This is a genomic window from Ruegeria sp. HKCCD3925 (assembly GCF_057221175.1).
This window is the reverse complement of record NZ_JBWVBI010000001.1, coordinates 678,408-697,300: the sequence shown is the minus strand read 5'-3', so window position 1 is coordinate 697,300 and position 18,893 is coordinate 678,408. Positions and strand designations below refer to the sequence as shown.

Annotated in this window: 19 protein-coding genes; 11 read left to right on the top strand and 8 right to left on the bottom strand. The window is 57.6% G+C overall.

The features are described 5' to 3' along the window. Positions 1–1,305 carry an NAD-dependent dihydropyrimidine dehydrogenase subunit PreA gene (gene preA, locus AC2TEM_RS03475; protein ID WP_170421157.1) on the top strand — a complete coding sequence of 435 codons (1,305 nt, stop codon included), beginning with the start codon at positions 1–3 and terminating at the stop codon, positions 1,303–1,305. 51 nt (positions 1,306–1,356) lie between these two features. Here the strand turns inward: preA and AC2TEM_RS03470 are convergent, their stop codons facing one another. Together AC2TEM_RS03470 and AC2TEM_RS03465 are read right to left on the bottom strand one after the other, a co-directional pair. Then, positions 1,357–1,578 (bottom strand): N-(5'-phosphoribosyl)anthranilate isomerase, encoded by a 222-nt coding sequence (locus AC2TEM_RS03470; RefSeq protein ID WP_480790400.1) that lies wholly within the window; start codon positions 1,576–1,578, stop codon positions 1,357–1,359. Positions 1,579–1,615: 37 nt separating this feature from the next. Further along, entirely contained in the window at positions 1,616–2,224 is a 609-nt protein-coding gene (locus AC2TEM_RS03465; protein ID WP_170393378.1) for a TetR family transcriptional regulator C-terminal domain-containing protein, read from the bottom strand. Positions 2,225–2,395: 171 nt separating this feature from the next. Here AC2TEM_RS03465 and AC2TEM_RS03460 point away from each other — a divergent pair, with 171 nt between their 5' ends. From AC2TEM_RS03460 to AC2TEM_RS03415, 10 genes are all read left to right on the top strand, one after another. Further along, positions 2,396–3,646, top strand: a complete 1,251-nt coding sequence (locus AC2TEM_RS03460; protein WP_170421161.1) for a Zn-dependent hydrolase — start codon at positions 2,396–2,398, stop codon at positions 3,644–3,646. Between the two features lie 92 nt (positions 3,647–3,738). Continuing rightward, on the top strand, positions 3,739–5,193 hold the full coding sequence (gene hydA / locus AC2TEM_RS03455) for a dihydropyrimidinase (protein ID WP_170393377.1): 1,455 nt from the start codon (positions 3,739–3,741) through the stop codon (positions 5,191–5,193). 55 nt (positions 5,194–5,248) lie between these two features. Further along, positions 5,249–6,046 (top strand): ABC transporter ATP-binding protein, encoded by a 798-nt coding sequence (locus AC2TEM_RS03450; protein ID WP_170421163.1) that lies wholly within the window; start codon positions 5,249–5,251, stop codon positions 6,044–6,046. Continuing rightward, positions 6,046–6,477, top strand: coding sequence for a GNAT family N-acetyltransferase (locus AC2TEM_RS03445; protein ID WP_170393374.1), 432 nt, complete (start codon positions 6,046–6,048; stop codon positions 6,475–6,477). Before AC2TEM_RS03450 ends, AC2TEM_RS03445 begins: the two co-directional genes overlap by 1 nt. Beyond that, positions 6,474–7,391 carry an ABC transporter permease gene (locus AC2TEM_RS03440; protein ID WP_170405143.1) on the top strand — a complete coding sequence of 306 codons (918 nt, stop codon included), beginning with the start codon at positions 6,474–6,476 and terminating at the stop codon, positions 7,389–7,391. Before AC2TEM_RS03445 ends, AC2TEM_RS03440 begins: the two co-directional genes overlap by 4 nt. Next, positions 7,388–8,233, top strand: coding sequence for an ABC transporter permease (locus tag AC2TEM_RS03435; RefSeq protein WP_170421165.1), 846 nt, complete (start codon positions 7,388–7,390; stop codon positions 8,231–8,233). Before AC2TEM_RS03440 ends, AC2TEM_RS03435 begins: the two co-directional genes overlap by 4 nt. 59 nt (positions 8,234–8,292) lie before the next feature. Next, complete coding sequence (locus AC2TEM_RS03430) at positions 8,293–9,282, top strand: ABC transporter substrate-binding protein (protein ID WP_170393369.1); 990 nt, start codon at positions 8,293–8,295, stop codon at positions 9,280–9,282. A 161-nt stretch (positions 9,283–9,443) separates the two neighbouring features. Next, positions 9,444–10,157, top strand: coding sequence for an ABC transporter permease (locus AC2TEM_RS03425; RefSeq protein ID WP_170421167.1), 714 nt, complete (start codon positions 9,444–9,446; stop codon positions 10,155–10,157). Further along, positions 10,150–10,884 carry an ATP-binding cassette domain-containing protein gene (locus tag AC2TEM_RS03420; RefSeq protein WP_170421169.1) on the top strand — a complete coding sequence of 245 codons (735 nt, stop codon included), beginning with the start codon at positions 10,150–10,152 and terminating at the stop codon, positions 10,882–10,884. The genes AC2TEM_RS03425 and AC2TEM_RS03420 overlap by 8 nt, the downstream gene beginning before the upstream one ends. Positions 10,885–10,906: 22 nt before the next feature. Beyond that, a complete protein-coding gene (locus AC2TEM_RS03415) occupies positions 10,907–11,722 on the top strand; it encodes a substrate-binding domain-containing protein (RefSeq protein ID WP_170421171.1) in 816 nt (271 codons plus the stop codon). A 39-nt stretch (positions 11,723–11,761) separates the two neighbouring features. Here the strand turns inward: AC2TEM_RS03415 and AC2TEM_RS03410 are convergent, their stop codons facing one another. The 6 genes from AC2TEM_RS03410 to AC2TEM_RS03385 all read right to left on the bottom strand — a co-directional run bounded on the left by AC2TEM_RS03410 (position 11,762) and on the right by AC2TEM_RS03385 (position 18,818). Next, positions 11,762–12,634: a helix-turn-helix transcriptional regulator gene (locus tag AC2TEM_RS03410; protein WP_170421173.1), complete on the bottom strand. Its 873-nt coding sequence runs from the start codon at positions 12,632–12,634 to the stop codon at positions 11,762–11,764. Then, the gene (locus AC2TEM_RS03405) at positions 12,635–12,760 is read right to left on the bottom strand and encodes a hypothetical protein (protein WP_255612119.1); all 126 of its coding nucleotides are present in this window, start codon (positions 12,758–12,760) and stop codon (positions 12,635–12,637) included. A 13-nt stretch (positions 12,761–12,773) separates the two neighbouring features. Continuing rightward, a complete protein-coding gene (locus AC2TEM_RS03400; protein WP_170626029.1) occupies positions 12,774–14,036 on the bottom strand; it encodes a c-type cytochrome in 1,263 nt (420 codons plus the stop codon). Then, positions 14,037–15,245 (bottom strand): formate dehydrogenase subunit gamma, encoded by a 1,209-nt coding sequence (locus AC2TEM_RS03395; RefSeq protein WP_170421178.1) that lies wholly within the window; start codon positions 15,243–15,245, stop codon positions 14,037–14,039. A 73-nt stretch (positions 15,246–15,318) separates the two neighbouring features. Beyond that, positions 15,319–15,912 carry a formate dehydrogenase FDH3 subunit beta gene (fdh3B, locus tag AC2TEM_RS03390; RefSeq protein ID WP_037307340.1) on the bottom strand — a complete coding sequence of 198 codons (594 nt, stop codon included), beginning with the start codon at positions 15,910–15,912 and terminating at the stop codon, positions 15,319–15,321. Positions 15,913–15,923: 11 nt separating this feature from the next. Then, complete coding sequence (locus AC2TEM_RS03385; protein ID WP_170421180.1) at positions 15,924–18,818, bottom strand: formate dehydrogenase subunit alpha; 2,895 nt, start codon at positions 18,816–18,818, stop codon at positions 15,924–15,926. Positions 18,819–18,893 lie beyond the last annotated feature (75 nt).

Genomic DNA, 18,893 nt, shown 5'->3' with positions numbered 1-18,893 from the left:
ATGGCTGATTTAACATCAAACTTTCTTGGAATATCAAGCCCGAACCCGTATTGGCTGGCCTCCGCGCCACCGACGGATAAGGAGTACAATGTTCGCCGCGCCTTCGAGGCCGGATGGGGCGGCGTAGTGTGGAAGACCTTGGGGGCCGAGGGGCCTCCGGTCGTGAATGTGAACGGCCCACGCTATGGCGCGATTTATGGCGCGGACCGCCGGTTGTTGGGACTCAACAACATCGAACTGATCACAGATCGACCGCTTGAGGTGAACCTTGAGGAAATGGCCCGCGTAAAGGCGGATTATCCAGATCGCGCCCTGATCGCCTCGATCATGGTGCCCTGTGAAGAGGCTGCTTGGAAGGCCATTCTGCCGCGTGTGGCTGAAACCGGTGCGGACGGGATCGAGCTGAATTTTGGCTGTCCGCACGGGATGAGTGAACGGGGTATGGGGTCTGCCGTCGGGCAGGTGCCGGAATACATCGAAATGGTGACCCGTTGGTGCAAACAGTATTACGACCGCCCAGTTATCGTGAAGCTAACGCCGAACATTACGGATATCCGCAAACCTGCGGCGGCAGCGAAGAATGGGGGCGCGGATGCGGTGTCGCTGATCAATACGATCAACTCGATCACCAGCGTCAATCTGGACACCTTCAGCCCCGAACCCTCGATTGACGGTAAAGGCAGCCATGGTGGCTACTGCGGACCGGCGGTGAAACCAATCGCGTTGTCGATGGTGTCCGAGATTGCGCGGGCCGAAGCCACGCATAGGCTACCGATCTCAGGCATCGGTGGCGTCACCACTTGGCGCGATGCAGCAGAGTTTATCTCGCTGGGTTGCGGCAATGTTCAGGTCTGCACTGCAGCGATGACCTATGGGTTCAAAATCATCGATGAATTGACGGCTGGCTTATCAGAATGGATGGATGAGAAAGGCTATGCCAATATCGACGAAGTGATCGGACGCGCAGTGCCCAATGTGACGGATTGGCAATATCTGAACCTCAACTACATCGCCAAAGCGAAGATCGATCAGGATCAGTGCATCAATTGCGGTCGCTGTTTTGCAGCCTGTGAAGATACCAGCCATCAGGCGATTTCGATGTCGGCGGATCGGGTGTTCGAGGTTATCGACGAGGAATGCGTGGCCTGCAATCTTTGCGTGGATGTGTGCCCTGTAGAGGGGTGTATTTCCATGGAGCCGATGGCCGCCGGAGCGGTTGATCCGCGCACAGGCAAGGTCGTTGATCCTGAATATGCCAATTGGACGACACACCCCAACAACCCCATGGCGAAAGCGGCGGAGTAGTCAGAGATTTTTCGTCGAAAAATCTTGGCGGAGAAAATTCGAAGAATTTACTCAGAACAGAATGTCGATGGGTCCGTTGTGGCAGATGATGACATATTGATTGGCGGTGCGGATCAAATGGTATCCGCGCCGTTTCACTTCTGCCTGAAAAGCCGCGTGACCAACCTCGCGTTCGACCCAAGCAACTGAGCGTCGTACAACAGCTCCCATTCGAGCAGATCGGGACGAGAAAAGCTGGGTGATCCAAGGCTCGGGATCTGAGCGATACGTCATCATGCTCCGAGCTTTTCTCAATAGGGTTAAGCGTCTCTTAAGGTGTAAGCAGTTTTCGATAGAGCGTTTCCACGAACGGAACCGCGCCTTCGAAAGGGTCTTCTTCCCCAAGAATTGCCCGGACTTGAACATCGAAATCCGCATAATGCTGTGTCAGTGCCCAGATCGAGAAAATCAGATGATAGGGATGGACTCGTGCAATTTTGCCCTGAGCCATCCAGCTTGTCAGAATCGTGGTTTTTTCATCGACCAGTTTTTTGAGATCGCTGGACAAAGCTTCATGAATGCGCGGCGCGCCCTGAACAAGCTCATTGGCAAAGAGGCGGCTCTCGCGCGGCAGATCGCGGCTCATCTCAAGCTTGCGTTGGATATAAGATAGTATTTCTTCCAGTGGGTCGCCATCTTCATTCAACGCGTGCAGGGGAGCGAGCCAGACTTCAAGCAGACCCGACAACAGGGCTGTATGGATCGCTTCTTTCGATGGAAAATAATAGAGCAGGTTGGGCTTGCTCAGCCCCGCCTCAGCTGCAATTTGGTCGACGGTTGCGCCGCGAAAACCGTGGGCTGAGAACACATTCAGGGCCGCCTCGAGAATCGCTGCTCGGTTCTTTTGCTGAATCCGGGTTGGGGCGCGGTCTTTGGGCATGTTCACCTGTTGTCCTTTTTTCGGCCAGTTGGGCGTCAATTATGTCGAAAATTCCGGCAGGCCACTGCAATTTCTTGACTGATGTCGAACCCGTGATAGCGTGAGTTTGACCAGATGGTCAAATCAAGACACCAAAAGCGAGCCAAATCGCAAGCAACAGGGAAGAACAAGATGGCAGCTCCGGCGCAGAATCTCAGGATCAATGGCGACAGGTTATGGGACAGCCTGATGGAGATGGCCAAGATCGGCCCGGGCGTCGCGGGTGGGAACAACCGTCAGACGCTAACGGACGAGGATGCCGAAGGGCGCGCGTTGTTTCAGAAATGGTGCGAGGATGCCGGTTGCTCGATGGGGTTGGACCAGATGGGCAACATGTTTGCCCGACGAGAGGGAGCGGACCCCGAGGCACTGCCGGTTTATGTAGGGTCGCATTTGGATACGCAGCCCACAGGTGGCAAGTATGATGGCGTTCTTGGCGTGCTTGGTGGGCTGGAGATCATTCGCACGCTGAATGACCTGGGCATCAAGACCAAGCACCCTATTGTGGCCACCAATTGGACCAACGAAGAAGGAACGCGATATGCCCCGGCGATGTTGTCTTCGGGGGTGTTTGCCGGAATGCACACTCAGGACTGGGCTTATGCACGTGAGGATGCCGAAGGAAAGAAGTTCGGGGATGAACTGAACCGCATCGGTTGGCGCGGCGATGAAGAGGTTGGCGCGCGCAAGATGCACGCTTTCTTTGAGTTGCACATTGAACAGGGCCCGATTCTGGAAGCTGAGGGTAAGGATATTGGCGTTGTAACCCATGGTCAGGGTTTGAGCTGGACCCAGGTTACCGTGACCGGCAAGGATGCGCATACTGGGTCTACACCGATGCCGATGCGCAAGAATGCCGGGCTGGCGATGGCGCGTGTTCTTGAGAAAGTGGACGAGATTGCATGGTCGCATGCACCTCATGCCGTGGGTGCGGCGGGGCATATCGATGTCTATCCGAACTCACGCAATGTGATCCCTGGAAAGGCAGTGTTCACGGTCGATTTTCGCTCGCCCGAGTTGGACGTGATCACTGATATGGAGAACCGTCTGCGAGTCGCAGCTGAAGATATCGTCGAAGAGATGGGGCTGCAGATCGAATTCGAGAAAGTGGGCGGTTTTGATCCGGTGAAGTTTGATGAAGGTTGCGTGGCGGCGGTGCGCGATGCGGCTGAGCGGTTGGGGTATTCGCATACGGATATCATCTCGGGCGCCGGGCATGATGCCTGCTGGATCAACCGGGTAGCGCCAACGGCGATGGTGATGTGCCCATGCGTTGATGGGTTGAGCCATAATGAAGCTGAGGAGATCAGCAAGGATTGGGCTGCAGCCGGGGCGGATGTTCTACTGCATGCGGTCGTCGAGACGGCTGGGATCGTGGAATAGGGGGCTCTGCCCCCGTCGCCCGATGGGCGGCTCCCCCGGGGTATTTTTAGCCAGATGAAGCAAGCGGCGCAGACCGCATCAGGGAGTTTAACATGAGCACTGTAATCAAGAACGGAACCGTTGTGACCGCTGATCTGACCTATAAGGCGGATGTAAAGGTCGAAGGTGGTGTGATTACTGAGATTGGGCCGGACCTGCGAGGTGATAAGGAACTTGATGCATCGGGCTGTTATGTCATGCCCGGAGGGATCGACCCGCACACGCATCTGGAAATGCCGTTTATGGGAACCTATTCCAGCGATGATTTCGAAAGCGGAACACGCGCAGCGCTGGCAGGCGGGACCACGATGGTTGTGGATTTCGCGTTGCCTAATCCGGGCGAAAGCCTGTTGGACGCCCTGAAGCGTTGGGACAACAAGTCTACGCGCGCGAACTGTGATTATTCGTTCCATATGGCGGTGACCTGGTGGGGCGAGCAGGTGTTTGACGACATCAAAACCGTCATCGAGACGCGTGGCATCAATACGTTCAAGCATTTCATGGCCTATAAAGGCGCGCTGATGGTGAACGACGATGAGCTGTTTGCTTCGTTCAAGCGTCTGGCCGAGTTGGGTGGCACCGCGATGGTTCATGCCGAGAATGGCGATGTGGTTGCAGAACTGAGTGCGAAGCTATTGGCAGAAGGTAATACCGGGCCAGAGGCGCATGCCTATTCCCGCCCGCCACAGGTGGAAGGTGAGGCAACCAACCGCGCGATCATGATCGCGGATATGGCGGGCGTACCGCTCTATGTGGTGCATACTTCCTGTGAGGAGGCGCATGAGGCTATTCGACGCGCCAAGATGCAGGGCAAACGGGTTTGGGGCGAGCCTTTGATCCAACACCTAACATTGGATGAAAGCGAGTATTTCCATCACGATTGGGAGCATGCGGCACGGCGAGTCATGAGCCCTCCGTTCCGGAATAAGCAGCATCAGGACAGCTTGTGGAACGGTTTGCAATCGGGAACTCTAAGCGTCGTGGCCACGGACCATTGCGCCTTTACGACCGAGCAGAAACGATATGGCGTGGGTGATTTCACCAAAATCCCGAACGGGACCGGAGGGCTGGAGGATCGGATGCCGATGCTTTGGACGCATGGGGTGAATACCGGGCGATTGACGCCGAATGAGTTCGTGGCTGTTACTTCAACTAACATCGCCAAGATATTGAATTGTTATCCGAAAAAAGGTGCGGTTCTCGTGGGAGCGGATGCTGATCTGGTGGTTTGGGATCCGGATAAGGCCAAGGTGATCTCGGCTGATACGCAGCAGTCGTCGATCGACTACAACGTCTTCGAGGGCAAAGAGGTGCGAGGGCTGCCTCGGTTCACGCTGACCCGCGGTGCGGTGGCTGTACATGATGGCGAGATTCAGACTCAGGAAGGGCACGGTAAGTTCGTGGCACGTGAGGCCAATACCCATGTGAACAAGGCGCTGAGCACCTGGAAAGAGTTGACAGCGCCCCGGCCTGTTGAGCGGACAGGTATACCGGCAACGGGAGTATAAACCCCTTGGGTCGCCTTTCTGGCGACTCGGGTCTGAGCTTCTTCAAGGCAATGGAATGAATACAGAAAATACTACTCAGCCCGTTATTGAGGCAAGGCAGCTGGATCTTACATTTCAGACGAATGATGGGCCTATTCATGCGCTGAAAGATGTGAACTTGTCGATTGGCAAGGGGGAGTTCGTTAGTTTTATCGGCCCCTCGGGCTGCGGCAAGACGACGTTCCTGCGCTGTATCGCAGCGCTGGAAACACCGACCGGCGGGACCCTGACCGTGAATGGCATGACGCCTGACGAAGCACGGCGAAAGCGCGCTTATGGGTATGTGTTTCAGGCGGCCGGGCTCTACCCGTGGCGGACCATTGCAAAGAACATCAAGCTGCCGCTTGAGATCATGGGCTATTCCTCCGCCGAGCAGGAGGAACGCGTTAGAAAGGTTCTGGAACTTGTTGATCTTGATGGATTTGGCGGTAAGTTCCCCTGGCAGCTCTCGGGCGGGATGCAACAGCGGGCCAGTATTGCGCGGGCCTTGGCATTTGATGCGGATATTCTGCTGATGGACGAACCGTTCGGTGCGCTGGATGAGATTGTGCGCGACCATCTGAACGAACAGCTTCTGGCATTATGGGCGCGCACCGAGAAGACCATCGGTTTCGTAACACATTCGATCCCCGAAGCGGTGTATCTCAGCACCAAGATCGTGGTAATGAGCCCTCGGCCTGGCCGGATCACGGATGTGATCGATAGCCCTCTGCCGAAAGAGCGGCCTCTGGATATCCGTGACACGCCCGAGTTTATCGAAGTCGCCCACCGCGTGCGAGAAGGATTGCGAGCGGGTCATGGGGATGATGTGTGATGGCGGATAAAGGCATCAGACGGGCATCCCGCGAAGATGTGGGGGATTGCGCGCGCATCATCGCGACCTGGGCCGCCCAGACCGATTGGATACCCGAGGAATTGCCAGAAGAAAAGCTGGCGGATCTGATCCTTGAGGCGTTTCCGAACAGGGACATCTGGATCGCAGGTGATCCGATTGATTGCTATATGTCTGTCGATCCGGTCGAACATAAGGTTGGTGCGCTGTATTGTTTGCGCACTGGGCAGGGCATCGGCAAGCAATTGCTGGATAAGGCGAAGGAGGGGCGCGACCATCTTTGGCTGACCACACATGTGCCAAATGTCGACGCGCAACGGTTTTATCGGCGCGAGGGCTTTGTTGAGACGGGAAGAGAGCCTCCGGTGCCACCTGACACGGTGCCTGTCATTCGGATGGAGTGGCACGCATGAAGCAGATCATTGCAGTCCTCACCGTGATCGCCGCCATTGTCGTTGTCTGGTACGCGGCCTGTATTCCTATGAATATCAAAGGGGTTCTGACTGAACAGGAGCGCGCGGGTGCTGAAGTCCAACCACCTTCAGCCAAGGATCGCCGGGACATGGGGGAGATCGGTCTGGCCTTGAACAACGCGTTTGCAATCCCAGCCACATGGGAGCAGGACCGCCCGCGGCTGCCTGCACCGCATCAAGTTGGGATTGAGCTGTGGGAAACCACGATTGAGAAAAAAATCACCTCGAAACGCTCTCTGATTTATCATGGCTGGGTCACGCTGAGCGCCACGATGCTGGGTTTTGCTATCGGAACCGGGTTGGGCATCCTACTGGCGGTCGGGATCGTGCACAGTCGGGTGATGGATCTGTCGGTGATGCCCTGGGCGATCGTTAGCCAGACCATTCCTATCATTGCGCTGGCTCCGATGATCATTGTCGTTCTGTATTCTGTCGGGGTTCAGGGGATCATTCCTAAGGCGATCATTTCGGCGTATCTGAGTTTCTTCCCCGTCGTCGTAGGCATGGTAAAAGGGCTGCGCAGCCCGGATGCTATGCAGTTGGATTTGCTGCGAACCTACAATGCCAGCCGTTCGCAGGGGTTTTGGAAACTGCGCCTGCCGGCCTCGATGCCCTATCTCTTCACATCGCTGAAAATTGGCGTCGCTGCTTCGCTGGTCGGGGCCATTGTTGGAGAACTGCCGACCGGGGCTGTTGCCGGGTTGGGTGCACGGCTGCTGGCCGGTAGCTACTATGGCCAGACGGTACAGATCTGGTCGGCGCTGTTTGCTGCGGCCATTCTCGCCGCCTGTCTCGTCGGGTTGCTGGGGCTGATCGAGCGGACCGTCCTGAAGCGAATGGGGATGGCACAATGATACCTATTCTTGGTGCAATCGCTGTCTGGTTATTGGGCTGGTGGTTGAACAGCCGTCTGGCCAGCGGACCCTATTCTGACACACGGATGGTGCGGTTTCTTGCGCCCCTGATCTTCGGTCTGACCGTGATTGGCATCTGGGAGCTGGTGGTGCGTGGACTAGAAGTGCCCTTGGTCATTCTGCCTGCGCCATCAGTCATCTGGGACCGTTTCTGGGACAGTTTGCCGACACTTTGGGCTGACTTTGTTCAAACGATCATCAAGGGAGCACTCAGCGGCTATATCATCGGCTGCGGTTCGGCCTTTCTCATGGCAATTGCCGTGGATAGATGGGATTTCCTGCGCCTCGGGCTTCTTCCCGTCGGCAACTTCGTTGCAGCGCTGCCGATCGTGGGCACCGCACCCATTCTAGTGATGTGGTTCGGGTTCGACTGGCATTCCAAGGCGGCGGTCGTCGTAGTGATGGTGTTCTTCCCGATGCTGGTGAACACGGTGGCAGGGCTGCGCGAAGCCACAACGATGCAGCGCGATCTGATGGAGACCTATGCCGCCACCTATTGGCAGAGCTTCCTGAAACTTCGCCTCCCCGCCGCGATGCCGTTTATTTTCAACGGGCTAAAGATTTCTACCACTCTGGCGCTGATCGGCGCTATCGTGGCTGAGTTCTTTGGCTCCCCCACATTGGGCATGGGCTTTCGGATATCGACCAGCGTCGGGCAATTGTCGCTGGATATGGTGTGGGCCGAGATTGTGGTGGCCGCGCTGGCGGGGACGGCCTTCTATGGCGTAGTGGCGATGATCGAAAAGGCGGTGACCTTCTGGCATCCGTCGCAGCGAGGATAAAGGAATAACTCAACAGACCCCATAAACGGGGCAAACATAAGCAACTAGGAGATATGAAGATGAAGAAGCTACTCAGTGGGGCGGTTGCGGCCTTTAGCCTGGCAGCCAGTGCGACACTTGCTGCGGATGAGGTGACACTGCAATTGAAGTGGGTCACGCAAGCGCAGTTTGCGGGCTATTATGTGGCAAAAGATAAAGGGTTCTACGAAGAAGAGGGGCTGGACGTCACCATTCTGCCCGGTGGTCCTGATATTGCGCCCACACAGGTGATCGCAGGTGGCGGAGCAGACGTTACGGTGGAATGGATGCCGGCTGCACTTGCCGCGCGCGAAAAGGGTCTGCCTCTGGTGAACATCGCGCAGCCTTTCAAGAGCTCGGGCATGATGCTGACCTGCTGGAAAGATGCGGGGATTGCCTCGCCCGAAGATCTCAAAAATCGCACGCTGGGAGTCTGGTTCTTCGGCAACGAATTCCCGTTCATGAGCTGGATGAGTCAGCTGGGAATCGGTACCGATGGCAAAAGCGACAGCGGTGTCGAAGTGCTGAAACAAGGCTTTAACGTCGACCCGCTGCTGCAGCGTCAGGCCGATTGCATCAGCACCATGACCTACAATGAGTATTGGCAGGTCATTGATGCCGGTGTCACGCCTGAAGAACTGGTAACCTTCAAATACGAAGATCAGGGCGTCGCCACGCTTGAGGATGGTCTATATGTGCTTGAAGAAAATTTGAGCGATGCGGCCTTCACCGACAAGATGGAACGGTTTGTCCGTGCCTCGATGAAGGGTTGGAAGTACGCCGAAGAGAACCCGGATGAAGCCGCCGAGATCGTTCTCGAAAACGATGCGACCGGTGCCCAGACCGAAGAGCATCAAAAGCGCATGATGGGCGAGATTGCCAAGCTGACCGCAGGGTCGAACGGGGCGCTGGATCCAGCCGATTTCGATCGCACGGTTGATACCCTGCTGGCGGGCGGATCTGATCCGGTTATCACCAAAAAGCCTGAAGGGGCATGGACACATCAGATCACCGACGCTGCGCTGAACTGAACCAGCTACAGCAAAAGACGTGCCAATCAAACGCGGCCCCGTCAGGGCCGCGTTCTTAGTTTTGAATGTCGAATTTGTGCCTGTACTTGCTGGCCAGAACCTTTAGTATTTCCCTGTAATTCATAGCATTTTGTCACAGCATACGGCATGAATGGTAGAATATGCAGGGATTTGCATCAGAATTCACTCAGGCGCTCTCGCTGATCCTCGAAGGGGATGCAGAGCTGTGGGCAATTGTGTTGTTGTCGCTGCGTGTTTCGATCTTTGCTGTTCTGATTTCGGCGGTCATCGGGATGCCTATTGGGGCAGCTTTGGCCGTCGCGCGGTTTCCGGGACGGCGGGCGCTGATTATCCTTGTGAACGCTCTGATGGGGTTCCCACCAGTCGTCGTCGGTTTGCTGGTCTACCTGATGTTGTCCCGATCCGGTCCTCTGGGGGTGCTGGAACTTCTCTACACCCCCACCGCAATGATCATAGCGCAGGTGGTGCTGGTGACGCCGATCATGGCCGCACTTACCCGGCAGGTAGTCGAGATGCTGGCCGAAGAGTATTCTGAACAGCTTCGCTCGCTCGGCGTATCGCGGTTGGCTTCGATCCCGGTGCTGTTGTGGGACGCGCGTCTGGCTCTGGTCACCGCATTACTGGCCGGGTTTGGCCGGGCAATCGCCGAGGTAGGCGCAGTGATCATCGTCGGCGGCAATATCAATCACGTGACGCGCGTGATGACGACCACGATTGCGCTTGAGACTTCGAAGGGGAACTTGGCGCTGGCGCTGGCCTTGGGTGTGATCCTGATCGGTTTGGCCGTGGCGGTAAACGCGATGGTCAGCGCATTGACCCTGCGGGCCGAGCGGGAAGGGCTGCGCCATGCGTGATGTCGTGACCGAGGTGCCAGGCATGTTAGAGGTCCAAGGGTTGCACATTGCACGCGAAGGCAAGGTGCTGCTCGATGTCCCGCATTTGTGCCTGGATGGCGCGGGTCCGACCATGATCTTGGGTCCAAACGGCGCTGGCAAAAGTCTGTTGCTGCGTTGTCTGCATGGTCTGATTCAACCCGACAGCGGGCGTGTCAGTCAGGACGGTGTTGTGTTGAATGCAGCCCACAAATCGCGGCAGGCGATGGTGTTTCAAAGCCCCGTGTTGCTGCGCCGCTCGGTCGCGGCCAATCTGGACTTTGTGCTAAAGCGGAAATCGATGCCCCGTGCCTTGCGCAGGCATCGTATCGAAGCTTTGCTGGCCGAAGGAGGACTGGATGGTAAAGCACGTCAATCCGCGCGTTCGCTGTCTGGTGGCGAGGCGCAAAGGTTGGCGATCCTGCGCGCGTTGGCCTTAGACCCCAAGACCTTGTTCCTGGACGAACCCACCAGCGCATTGGATCCAAGTGCTATGCAGATGATCGAACGGATGGTCTTGCGCGCCTCGGCCCGGGGTGTGCGCATCGTGATGGTGACGCATGACATCGGGCAGGCGCGGCGCCTGGCATCTGACATCGTGATGATGCAGGCAGGGCGTGTGGTGGAACACGGAAGGGCGCAGCAGGTTCTGGAAGCCCCCAAAAGCAACGAGTCGCGCCGGTATCTGGCTGGCGGTCTGGTAACCTGATGAACAGAGATGGAGACTTCGAATGATCCCTGATTTCGTTCGGGCATCAATTGTCGCGCTTGGGCTGACCGCAGGCGCAGGTTTGGCCGAAGAACCCTTTATCGTTGTGCAATCAACGACCTCGACGCAGAATTCGGGTCTGCTGGACTATATCCTGCCGGGGTTCGAGGCCGAAACCGGTATCGATGTACGGGTTGTGGCCGTCGGGACCGGTCAGGCGATCCGGAACGCAATCAACGGCGATGGCGATGTTCTTCTGGTTCACTCCAAGCCCGCTGAAGAGCAGTTTGTAGCAGACGGTTGGGGTGTCGAACGGTTCGATGTCATGTACAATGATTTTGTATTGGTTGGCCCAAAATCTGATCCAGCCGAAATTGCCGGTGGCAACGACATTGTAACCGCTTTGACAGCTGTGGCCGAAACGAAGGTACCCTTTGCCTCGCGCGGTGATGATAGCGGCACTCACAAAGCCGAGATGCGCTATTGGGAGGCGACAGGCGTTGACCCGACGGAGGCCTCGGGGACTTGGTATCGCGAGACCGGATCGGGGATGGGGGCAACGCTGAACGTGGCCAGCGGCATGGACGCGTATGCTCTGACCGACCGGGCGACTTGGTTGTCTTTCGGAAACCGGGGCAATCTGGAGGTCTTGGTCGAGGGCGATCCGCGCCTGTTTAACCAATATGGTGTAATCCTCGTGAACCCTGAAAAGCACTCCGGCGTTCGCGCCGCTGCCGGGCAAAGGTTTATCGATTGGCTTATCGGCCTTGATGGACAGGCGGCGATTGCGTCTTACACGCTGGATGGTGAGCAGTTGTTTTTTCCAAACGCTCAGTAAGTTCGACTTGGGTTAGCGCAACCGCGAATAGACGACAGATCAACCACTGGCGCCGTTGTGGTGGATCCGACCCAGATTTGCGAGGTCATAGCCGCCTAGTTCATCAGCGCGTTCGATAAAACGCTCGGATTTCAAAAACTGGGTCAGCGTCTGCATGGGGGCCTCGAAGAAGGCGCGGCGCCAGATTGCAAGGTCCAGACGCTCGGAATGGGTGGGCACGAAACTCAGCCCGTACGGGCGCGCCAGTGCACCAAGGCCAAAACCAACCTCTGCCTTGCCGTCACGCAGGGCGGTGGCCAGCTCTTCTTCTGTGCGGGCGCAAACGGGCAGGGTGTTCAGATCATCACGACCCAGACCGTGGGCGTCGAGCAGTGCATCGAACAGACGCTGGCTGGCGGCGCTGTCTTGCCGCAGAATGATCCGTCTGCCTTTCAGATCCTGAAACCCCGAGATGTCCGAAGTGCCGGGTGCCAGCAACAGGCCGCGCTGCCGGTTGGCAATCTGGTAGAGGATCACAGGTGCTTCGCCCATCGTGTCGCGCAGGGTCTGAGTGTTGAAGCCTTCTGGTTCGTGGATATGCAAGGCCGCCGCCTGTGCGCTGCGCTCCGCAAGACGATTCAGCCCGTCGAAAGACCCATCATAGTAAGTCGCAAGCCCAGAGCCGCTTTCCCGCAAAGCCCAGTCCAACAGGGGATCGTGGCTACCTGCCACGATCGGCGGCAGGGGTGGTTCGACGACATCGGGGCCAGAGCGTGAGGCGTTGAGCCACGCTATGATCTCGGCTTTTGGGAACAACAGCTTGCCCATGGCGCGTACACACGGGATTTCGCCCGAGGATGCCAGATCATAGGCCTTCCGCTCACCAATGCGCAGCAGATCCGCCAATTCGCGGGTGGTCAGGTATTGCGGCATTCAGTCGAGGCGTACAGCCGAACCGGACGTCTTGTCGGCGGCGCTGAAACCGAATTGATCCAGCGTGTAAGGAGCGGCGACAGTGATCACGACCATCGCGGCGACGGCGGTCAGAAAGGCTTTCATGTTCTCCTCCGGCTCAATCCTGCGGTGCGGTGGCGCTGCGCAGAAACGCGACCAGATCTAACCGGTCCTGTGCTTGCGTGATCCGCTGCATTGGCATCTTTGACCCCGGAATGTAATGGTCCGGGCCTTCGTCGAAAAGAGCATTTATTGTCTCTTCATTCCAAATAATATCAGAGTCTTGCAGCGTATCCGAGTACAAATAACCGGGCAATGTGCCCGCTTTCCGCCCAAAGATGTCGTGCAAGGTAGGACCTGCACGTCGACCCCCATCCGGCGTCAGGCTGTGACAGATCGAACATTTGCGCGCAAATTGCCGTTCTCCGTTGCCCATCTCGCTTGGGTCTTTCAGAAAGCTGGGTTCGGCAGCGGCCATCTGTTCGCGATCGCCCAATGCTGAAACGGGCCAGCTGTACATTGCCTCATCAATGCCGCCTGCGTGAAGGTTTTGACCATCGGCAGAAAAAGCGAGCGCCCAAACCGGACCGCGCAGGGTGGCGCGGAAATCTTGTGCAATGCGCCATTCAGCCGTGTCGATGACCATTATAAAGCCCTCACCATCACCGACAGCCAACAGCTTGCGATCGGGGCTCAGTGCCATGGCGAGGATCGGGCGCCGATCCAACGTAAAGTCATGTTCTTCTTCGGTGGTGAGGCTCAGGATGCGTGTCACTCCATCGACGGTACCGTAGGCGATCCAGTTGTCTTGTGCGTTCAGGACCAATTCATTGATGCCAAAACCATGCTCGATCAGGCGATTTGTTTCCTGACCGCTGGCGACATCCCAGATACGCAACGCTCCGTCGACACCTGCCGAATAAAGCTGCTTTCCGTCCGGCGTAAAAACAACTGCATTCACCCCGCTGCCGATTGGCCCAAGCAGGGTCGGCTCGGACCCGTCCACCGGCCACAGGCCGATGGTGCCATCCCAGCTGGCCGTCGCGATATGAGTTTTTGACGCTGCAATGCCGATAATCTTGCCTTTGTGCTGTCCGACTACATCCCCGCCGGGCCAGCGGCGGAGGGTGAAGTCATCCCCGGCAGAATAGATTGCAGTGCCATTGAAAACGACCGAGTTCACTGCCGCTTCGTGCCCCTCCAGCCATTCCGGTGTCTGTCCGGTCCAGAGACCGACCGAATTGTCGAAACTGGCCGTTGCGATGCGCCCATCCGGCGCCGAAGCGATCCCCATGATCGGCCCGCCATGGCCTTTGAGCGTGAAAAACTCGGACCAGGCGGGCAGGGGGGTCAAAACAAGCGCAAGAGCGAGCCAGCGCATCTATTCTGCAGGTGAGGCCGCTGCCTTGCCGGCCTCTTTTTCTTGCACCTCTTCCAGCCACAGCGAGTGGTGCTCGCGTGCCCATTGTTCTTCGACTTCACCGGTGCCCATGGCGTCAAACGCACCCTCCATGCCCACCGAGCCAAGGTAGATATGGGCGATGATGATGGCGATGAACACGTAGGCGACCATGACATGCCAAACTTGGGCATATTGCATCTCTTCCTGCGGTGACATCTGCACTGGCAGGTTCAGACCCAACGCCTGCGGAATACCTGTCGAATTGGCGATTGAGAAGGTTTTGGCGAACATCGGCAGCTCGAACGGGAATAGCAGCGACAGGCCTGACAGGCTGATAGAGACACCCAGTAGAATGCAAGCCCAGAAGATTATCTTTTGACCCGCATTGAATTTCTTGGCTGGTGGGTGGCTGTCTTTGGTGAACAAGCCCCCTCCGGCGGCCAACCATTTCAGGTCGGTCTTGTTGGGGATGTTATGGGCAATCCAATTTATGGTGATGATTATCAGTCCCAGCATGAAGGCCCATGCGAGGTTGTTGTGAAGCCACTTGCACCCTTGCGCGATAGTGGCGAACCCTTCTTTGCCAAACACCGGGATCAAGAAATCGCGGCCATAAAGGGTCAGCAGGCCTGTGATGCCGAGCACAAGGAACGACCCGGCAAAGAGCCAGTGACCGAAACGTTCGAAACTGTTGAAACGAAGGACCGTGCGGCCGGTTTTTTCTCCGTCGATGCGGATTTTTCCTCGGATCAGAAAGAAAAGCACAATGATCGCAAGCATTCCGCCCAGAATGTAGGTTCCATATTCACGCAACGGGCCAGTTCGGAAGTTCAACCACCACATGCCGCCGTCTTGAATCAGCACGCTGTCCGCAGGTCCCTGGGATGAAACGGTGACGTCCGCAGATCCGTAACGCAGCGCGCGGTAGACGTCACTGTCAGAGGCAACACCATGGGTGCCGAACTGTCCCAGCAGGCCTTCAACATTGCCCTGACCGGTGTTTTCAGACCTGTAGCTGTTGTCGACCTTCTCGCCACGCTGGCGGGCCAGAATGTCCTCAAGGGTGGTCGCGCCGCCGGTTGTAGACCGGTCGGTCGAATCCGCAGGGGCGGCCCCCTCACTGGTTTGAGCGCCCGCAACTTGGGTCAGCGTTAGCGAAAGCAGGAAAGCGATGAATAAGCGCAACATCGGAACCTCAATAAAAATCCAATGCAGGATGACCCACATCTGCGGGTCATCCGTTTTGCTTTAGTAGACGGGGTCAGCCGTCTTTCTGATCGTAGGCCGTGCCCCAACCCCAAGCGCCCGAACCAAATCCGCGCGCGACGACACGCTCACGGTAAATAGCCGAGACCACGTCGCCATCGCCGGCGAGCAGGGCCTTGGTAGAACACATCTCGGCGCAGATGGGCAATTTGCCCTCTGCGATCCGGTTGCGTCCGTATTTGGCGAACTCTGCGGTCGAGTGCGTTTCCTCGGGGCCGCCAGCACAGAAGGTACATTTGTCCATCTTGCCTCGCGATCCGAAGTTGCCCGCCTGCGGGTATTGCGGTGCGCCAAACGGGCACGCATAGAAGCAATAGCCGCAGCCAATGCACAGGTCCTTGGAGTGCAGGACGACCCCTTCTTCGTTCTGATAGAAGCAGTCGACCGGGCACACCGCCATGCAGGGCGCATCCGAACAATGCATACAGGCCACCGAGATCGAGCGTTCACCCGGATTGCCGTCATTGATCGTCACCACCCTGCGGCGGTTGATGCCCCACGGCACCTCGTGCTCGTTCTTACACGCGGTTACGCAGGCATTACACTCGATGCAGCGTTCAGCGTCGCAGAGAAACTTTGCTCTAGCCATTATCGTCCTCCTTACGCTGACCAGATTTTGCAGAGAGTCGCTTTGGTCTCTTGCATCTGGGTCACTGAATCATAGCCATAGGTCTGGGCGGTGTTGGTACTTTCACCCAGCACATAGGGGTCTGCACCAGCAGGATACTTGTGCCGCTGGTCTTCGCCCTGGAAATGGCCGCCAAAGTGGAAGGGCATGAAGGCGACACCGGCGCCGACTCTGTTAGTCAGCATCGCCATCACCTTGACCTTGCCGCCCTCAGGACCTTCGACCCAGACCTGTGATCCGTCCCGAATACCAAGGTTGTTGGCATCGCGCGGATTGATCTCGACGAACATGTCCTGCTGGAGCTCAGCCAGCCACGGGTTCGACCGCGTCTCATCGCCGCCACCCTCATACTCGACCAGACGACCAGACGTGAGGATTATCGGGTAATCCTTTGAAAAGTCGTTCTTTTGGATCGACGCATAAAGGGTAGGTAGACGATAGGCATGCCGATCCTCGTAGGTTGGATAATCCTCCACCAGATCGCGCCGGTTGGTATAGAGCGGCTCGCGATGCAGCGGGATCGGATCCGGGAAGGTCCAGACGACCGCGCGGGCCTTGGCGTTCCCGAAGGGCGCACAGCCATGCTCGATCGCGACCCGCTGGATGCCGCCGCTAAGGTCGGTTTTCCAGTTGGTCTCTGGTCCCGCAACGGCGTCGATTGCCGCGCGTTCCTCAGCCGTGAGGTCTCTATCCCAGCCAAGGTCCATCAGCATCTGCATCGTGAATTCGGGATAGCCATCCTGAATTTCCGATCCAACGCTATAGACCCCTTCGGCCAGCAGGTTGTCGCCATCGCGTTCCACGCCAAAGCGCGCGCGGAAGGTGAGGCCACCTTCGGCCACCGGTTTGGACATGTCATAGAGGTTCGGTGTCCCCGTATGACCCATCTCAGCCGTTCCCCAGCAGGGCCAGGGCAGACCGTAATACTCACCGTCGTTGGGTCCACCAATGGCTTGCAGCGTGGTTCTGTCGAACGTGTGCTGGTTGGCCATGTGGCTTTTCAGACGTTCCGGCGACTGACCGGTATAGCCGATGGTCCAGAGGCCCGAGTTGAACTCACGCGTGATGCTTTCAACATTCGGGGTTTCCGGGTCGTCCATCTCGATGTTGCGGAAGAACCGATCTGCCCAGCCGAACTTGTTGGCGAACTTGGCCATGATGACCTCGTCCGGCAGGCTTTCGAACAGAGGTTCGACCACGCGGTCCCGCCACTGCAGCGATCGGTTCGAGGCCGTGACCGAGCCACGGGTTTCGAACTGCGTACAGGCGGGCAGCAGATAGACGCCATCGGTGCGGTCATGCAGCACGGCCGAGACGGTGGGATACGGGTCGATCACGACCAGCATGTCCAGCTTCTCCATCGCCGTCTTCATTTCCGTCATCCGGGTCTGTGAATTGGGCGCGTGGCCCCACAGCACCATGGCGCGGACATTATTGTCCTGATCCATGTTAGCTGGGTCTTCCAGAACACCGTCGATCCAGCGGGAAACCGGGATGCCGCGCTCATTCTGCAGCGGTTTATCCTTGCCTTCCTTGTCTTTGATCGTGGCGAACTGGCCTGCAAGCCACTCGGGCTCTTCACCCCAGACACGGGCCCAGTGACCCCATGCGCCTTTTGACAAGCCATAGTAGCCGGGCAGGGTATGGGACAGAACACCAAGGTCTGTCGCGCCTTGCACGTTGTCATGGCCGCGGAAGATGTTGGTGCCACCACCCGAGGTGCCCATGTTGCCAAGCGCAAGCTGAAGCACGCAGTAGGCGCGAGTGTTGTTGTTGCCGTTGGTATGCTGCGTACCACCCATGCACCATACAACGGTACCGGGGCGGTTGTTCACCATGGTCCGTGCGACGCGGCGCAGCTGCGAGCCGGGCGTGCCGGTGACACGTTCAACCTCATCCGGGTTCCACTTGGCAACCTCTTCACGGATTTGGTCCATCCCCCAGACACGGGTGCGGATAAACTCTTTGTCCTCCCAGCCGTTGTCGAAGATGTGCCACAGGATACCCCAGATCAGAGCGACGTCGGTACCGGGGCGGAAGCGGACATATTCATCCGCATGGGCCGCGGTGCGCGTAAAGCGCGGGTCACAGACGATTAAAGGCGCATTGTTCTGCTCTTTCGCACGCAGAATATGCAGCAGCGAGACGGGGTGCGCCTCGGCCGGGTTACCACCGATGATGAAGATGGCCCGGCTGTTGTGCATGTCGTTGTACGAATTGGTCATGGCGCCGTAGCCCCATGTATTCGCAACACCCGCAACAGTGGTCGAGTGGCAGATACGCGCCTGATGGTCCACGTTGTTCGTGCCCCAATAGGCGGCGAACTTGCGGAACAGATAGGCCTGTTCGTTATTGTGCTTCGCAGACCCCAGCCAGTACACGCTGTCCGGCCCGGATTCTTCGCGGATGCTCATCATGCCATCGCCGATCTCGTTGATCGCCTCTTCCCAGCTGATGCGCTTCCACTCGCCACCTTCCTTTTTCATCGGATATTTCAGGCGGCGCTCGCCATGGGCGTGCTCGCGGACCGAGGCCCCCTTGGCGCAGTGTGCACCCAGATTGAATGGGCTGTCCCAGCCGGGTTCTTGCCCGATCCAGACTCCGTTCTGTACCTCGGCAACGACCGTGCAGCCGACCGAGCAGTGAGTGCATACGGATTTGATATTCTCAACGGCGGTGTTTGCCGCTGTCTGGGCACTGGCGGGCGTCACGGTTCCACCCGTGGCGCTGATCGCGGCAAGGCCGCCGATCGTCAGGCCCGAGCCACGCAAGAATGCGCGGCGATCGACGGTTTTCTCGCCGACCTGGGACAGGATACTTGTCCGCTGGGGGCGTCTCGCAACCCCGTTGGTCTTTTTCCTAAGCATTTCTTTCCTCCCTTGCTGGCCATGTAACCCATGGCTGGCTTGGTACTTCGCGAAACCGACTTCAGGGCCAATCGC

Coding starts and splice junctions, on each gene's coding strand:
- preA (WP_170421157.1), top strand. CDS start 1: ATGGCTGATTTAACATCAAACTTTCTTGGAATATCAAGCCCGAACCCG.
- AC2TEM_RS03470 (WP_480790400.1), bottom strand. CDS start 1,578: ATGACGTATCGCTCAGATCCCGAGCCTTGGATCACCCAGCTTTTCTCG.
- AC2TEM_RS03465 (WP_170393378.1), bottom strand. CDS start 2,224: ATGCCCAAAGACCGCGCCCCAACCCGGATTCAGCAAAAGAACCGAGCA.
- AC2TEM_RS03460 (WP_170421161.1), top strand. CDS start 2,396: ATGGCAGCTCCGGCGCAGAATCTCAGGATCAATGGCGACAGGTTATGG.
- hydA (WP_170393377.1), top strand. CDS start 3,739: ATGAGCACTGTAATCAAGAACGGAACCGTTGTGACCGCTGATCTGACC.
- AC2TEM_RS03450 (WP_170421163.1), top strand. CDS start 5,249: ATGAATACAGAAAATACTACTCAGCCCGTTATTGAGGCAAGGCAGCTG.
- AC2TEM_RS03445 (WP_170393374.1), top strand. CDS start 6,046: ATGGCGGATAAAGGCATCAGACGGGCATCCCGCGAAGATGTGGGGGAT.
- AC2TEM_RS03440 (WP_170405143.1), top strand. CDS start 6,474: ATGAAGCAGATCATTGCAGTCCTCACCGTGATCGCCGCCATTGTCGTT.
- AC2TEM_RS03435 (WP_170421165.1), top strand. CDS start 7,388: ATGATACCTATTCTTGGTGCAATCGCTGTCTGGTTATTGGGCTGGTGG.
- AC2TEM_RS03430 (WP_170393369.1), top strand. CDS start 8,293: ATGAAGAAGCTACTCAGTGGGGCGGTTGCGGCCTTTAGCCTGGCAGCC.
- AC2TEM_RS03425 (WP_170421167.1), top strand. CDS start 9,444: ATGCAGGGATTTGCATCAGAATTCACTCAGGCGCTCTCGCTGATCCTC.
- AC2TEM_RS03420 (WP_170421169.1), top strand. CDS start 10,150: ATGCGTGATGTCGTGACCGAGGTGCCAGGCATGTTAGAGGTCCAAGGG.
- AC2TEM_RS03415 (WP_170421171.1), top strand. CDS start 10,907: ATGATCCCTGATTTCGTTCGGGCATCAATTGTCGCGCTTGGGCTGACC.
- AC2TEM_RS03410 (WP_170421173.1), bottom strand. CDS start 12,634: ATGCCGCAATACCTGACCACCCGCGAATTGGCGGATCTGCTGCGCATT.
- AC2TEM_RS03405 (WP_255612119.1), bottom strand. CDS start 12,760: ATGAAAGCCTTTCTGACCGCCGTCGCCGCGATGGTCGTGATCACTGTC.
- AC2TEM_RS03400 (WP_170626029.1), bottom strand. CDS start 14,036: ATGCGCTGGCTCGCTCTTGCGCTTGTTTTGACCCCCCTGCCCGCCTGG.
- AC2TEM_RS03395 (WP_170421178.1), bottom strand. CDS start 15,245: ATGTTGCGCTTATTCATCGCTTTCCTGCTTTCGCTAACGCTGACCCAA.
- fdh3B (WP_037307340.1), bottom strand. CDS start 15,912: ATGGCTAGAGCAAAGTTTCTCTGCGACGCTGAACGCTGCATCGAGTGT.
- AC2TEM_RS03385 (WP_170421180.1), bottom strand. CDS start 18,818: ATGCTTAGGAAAAAGACCAACGGGGTTGCGAGACGCCCCCAGCGGACA.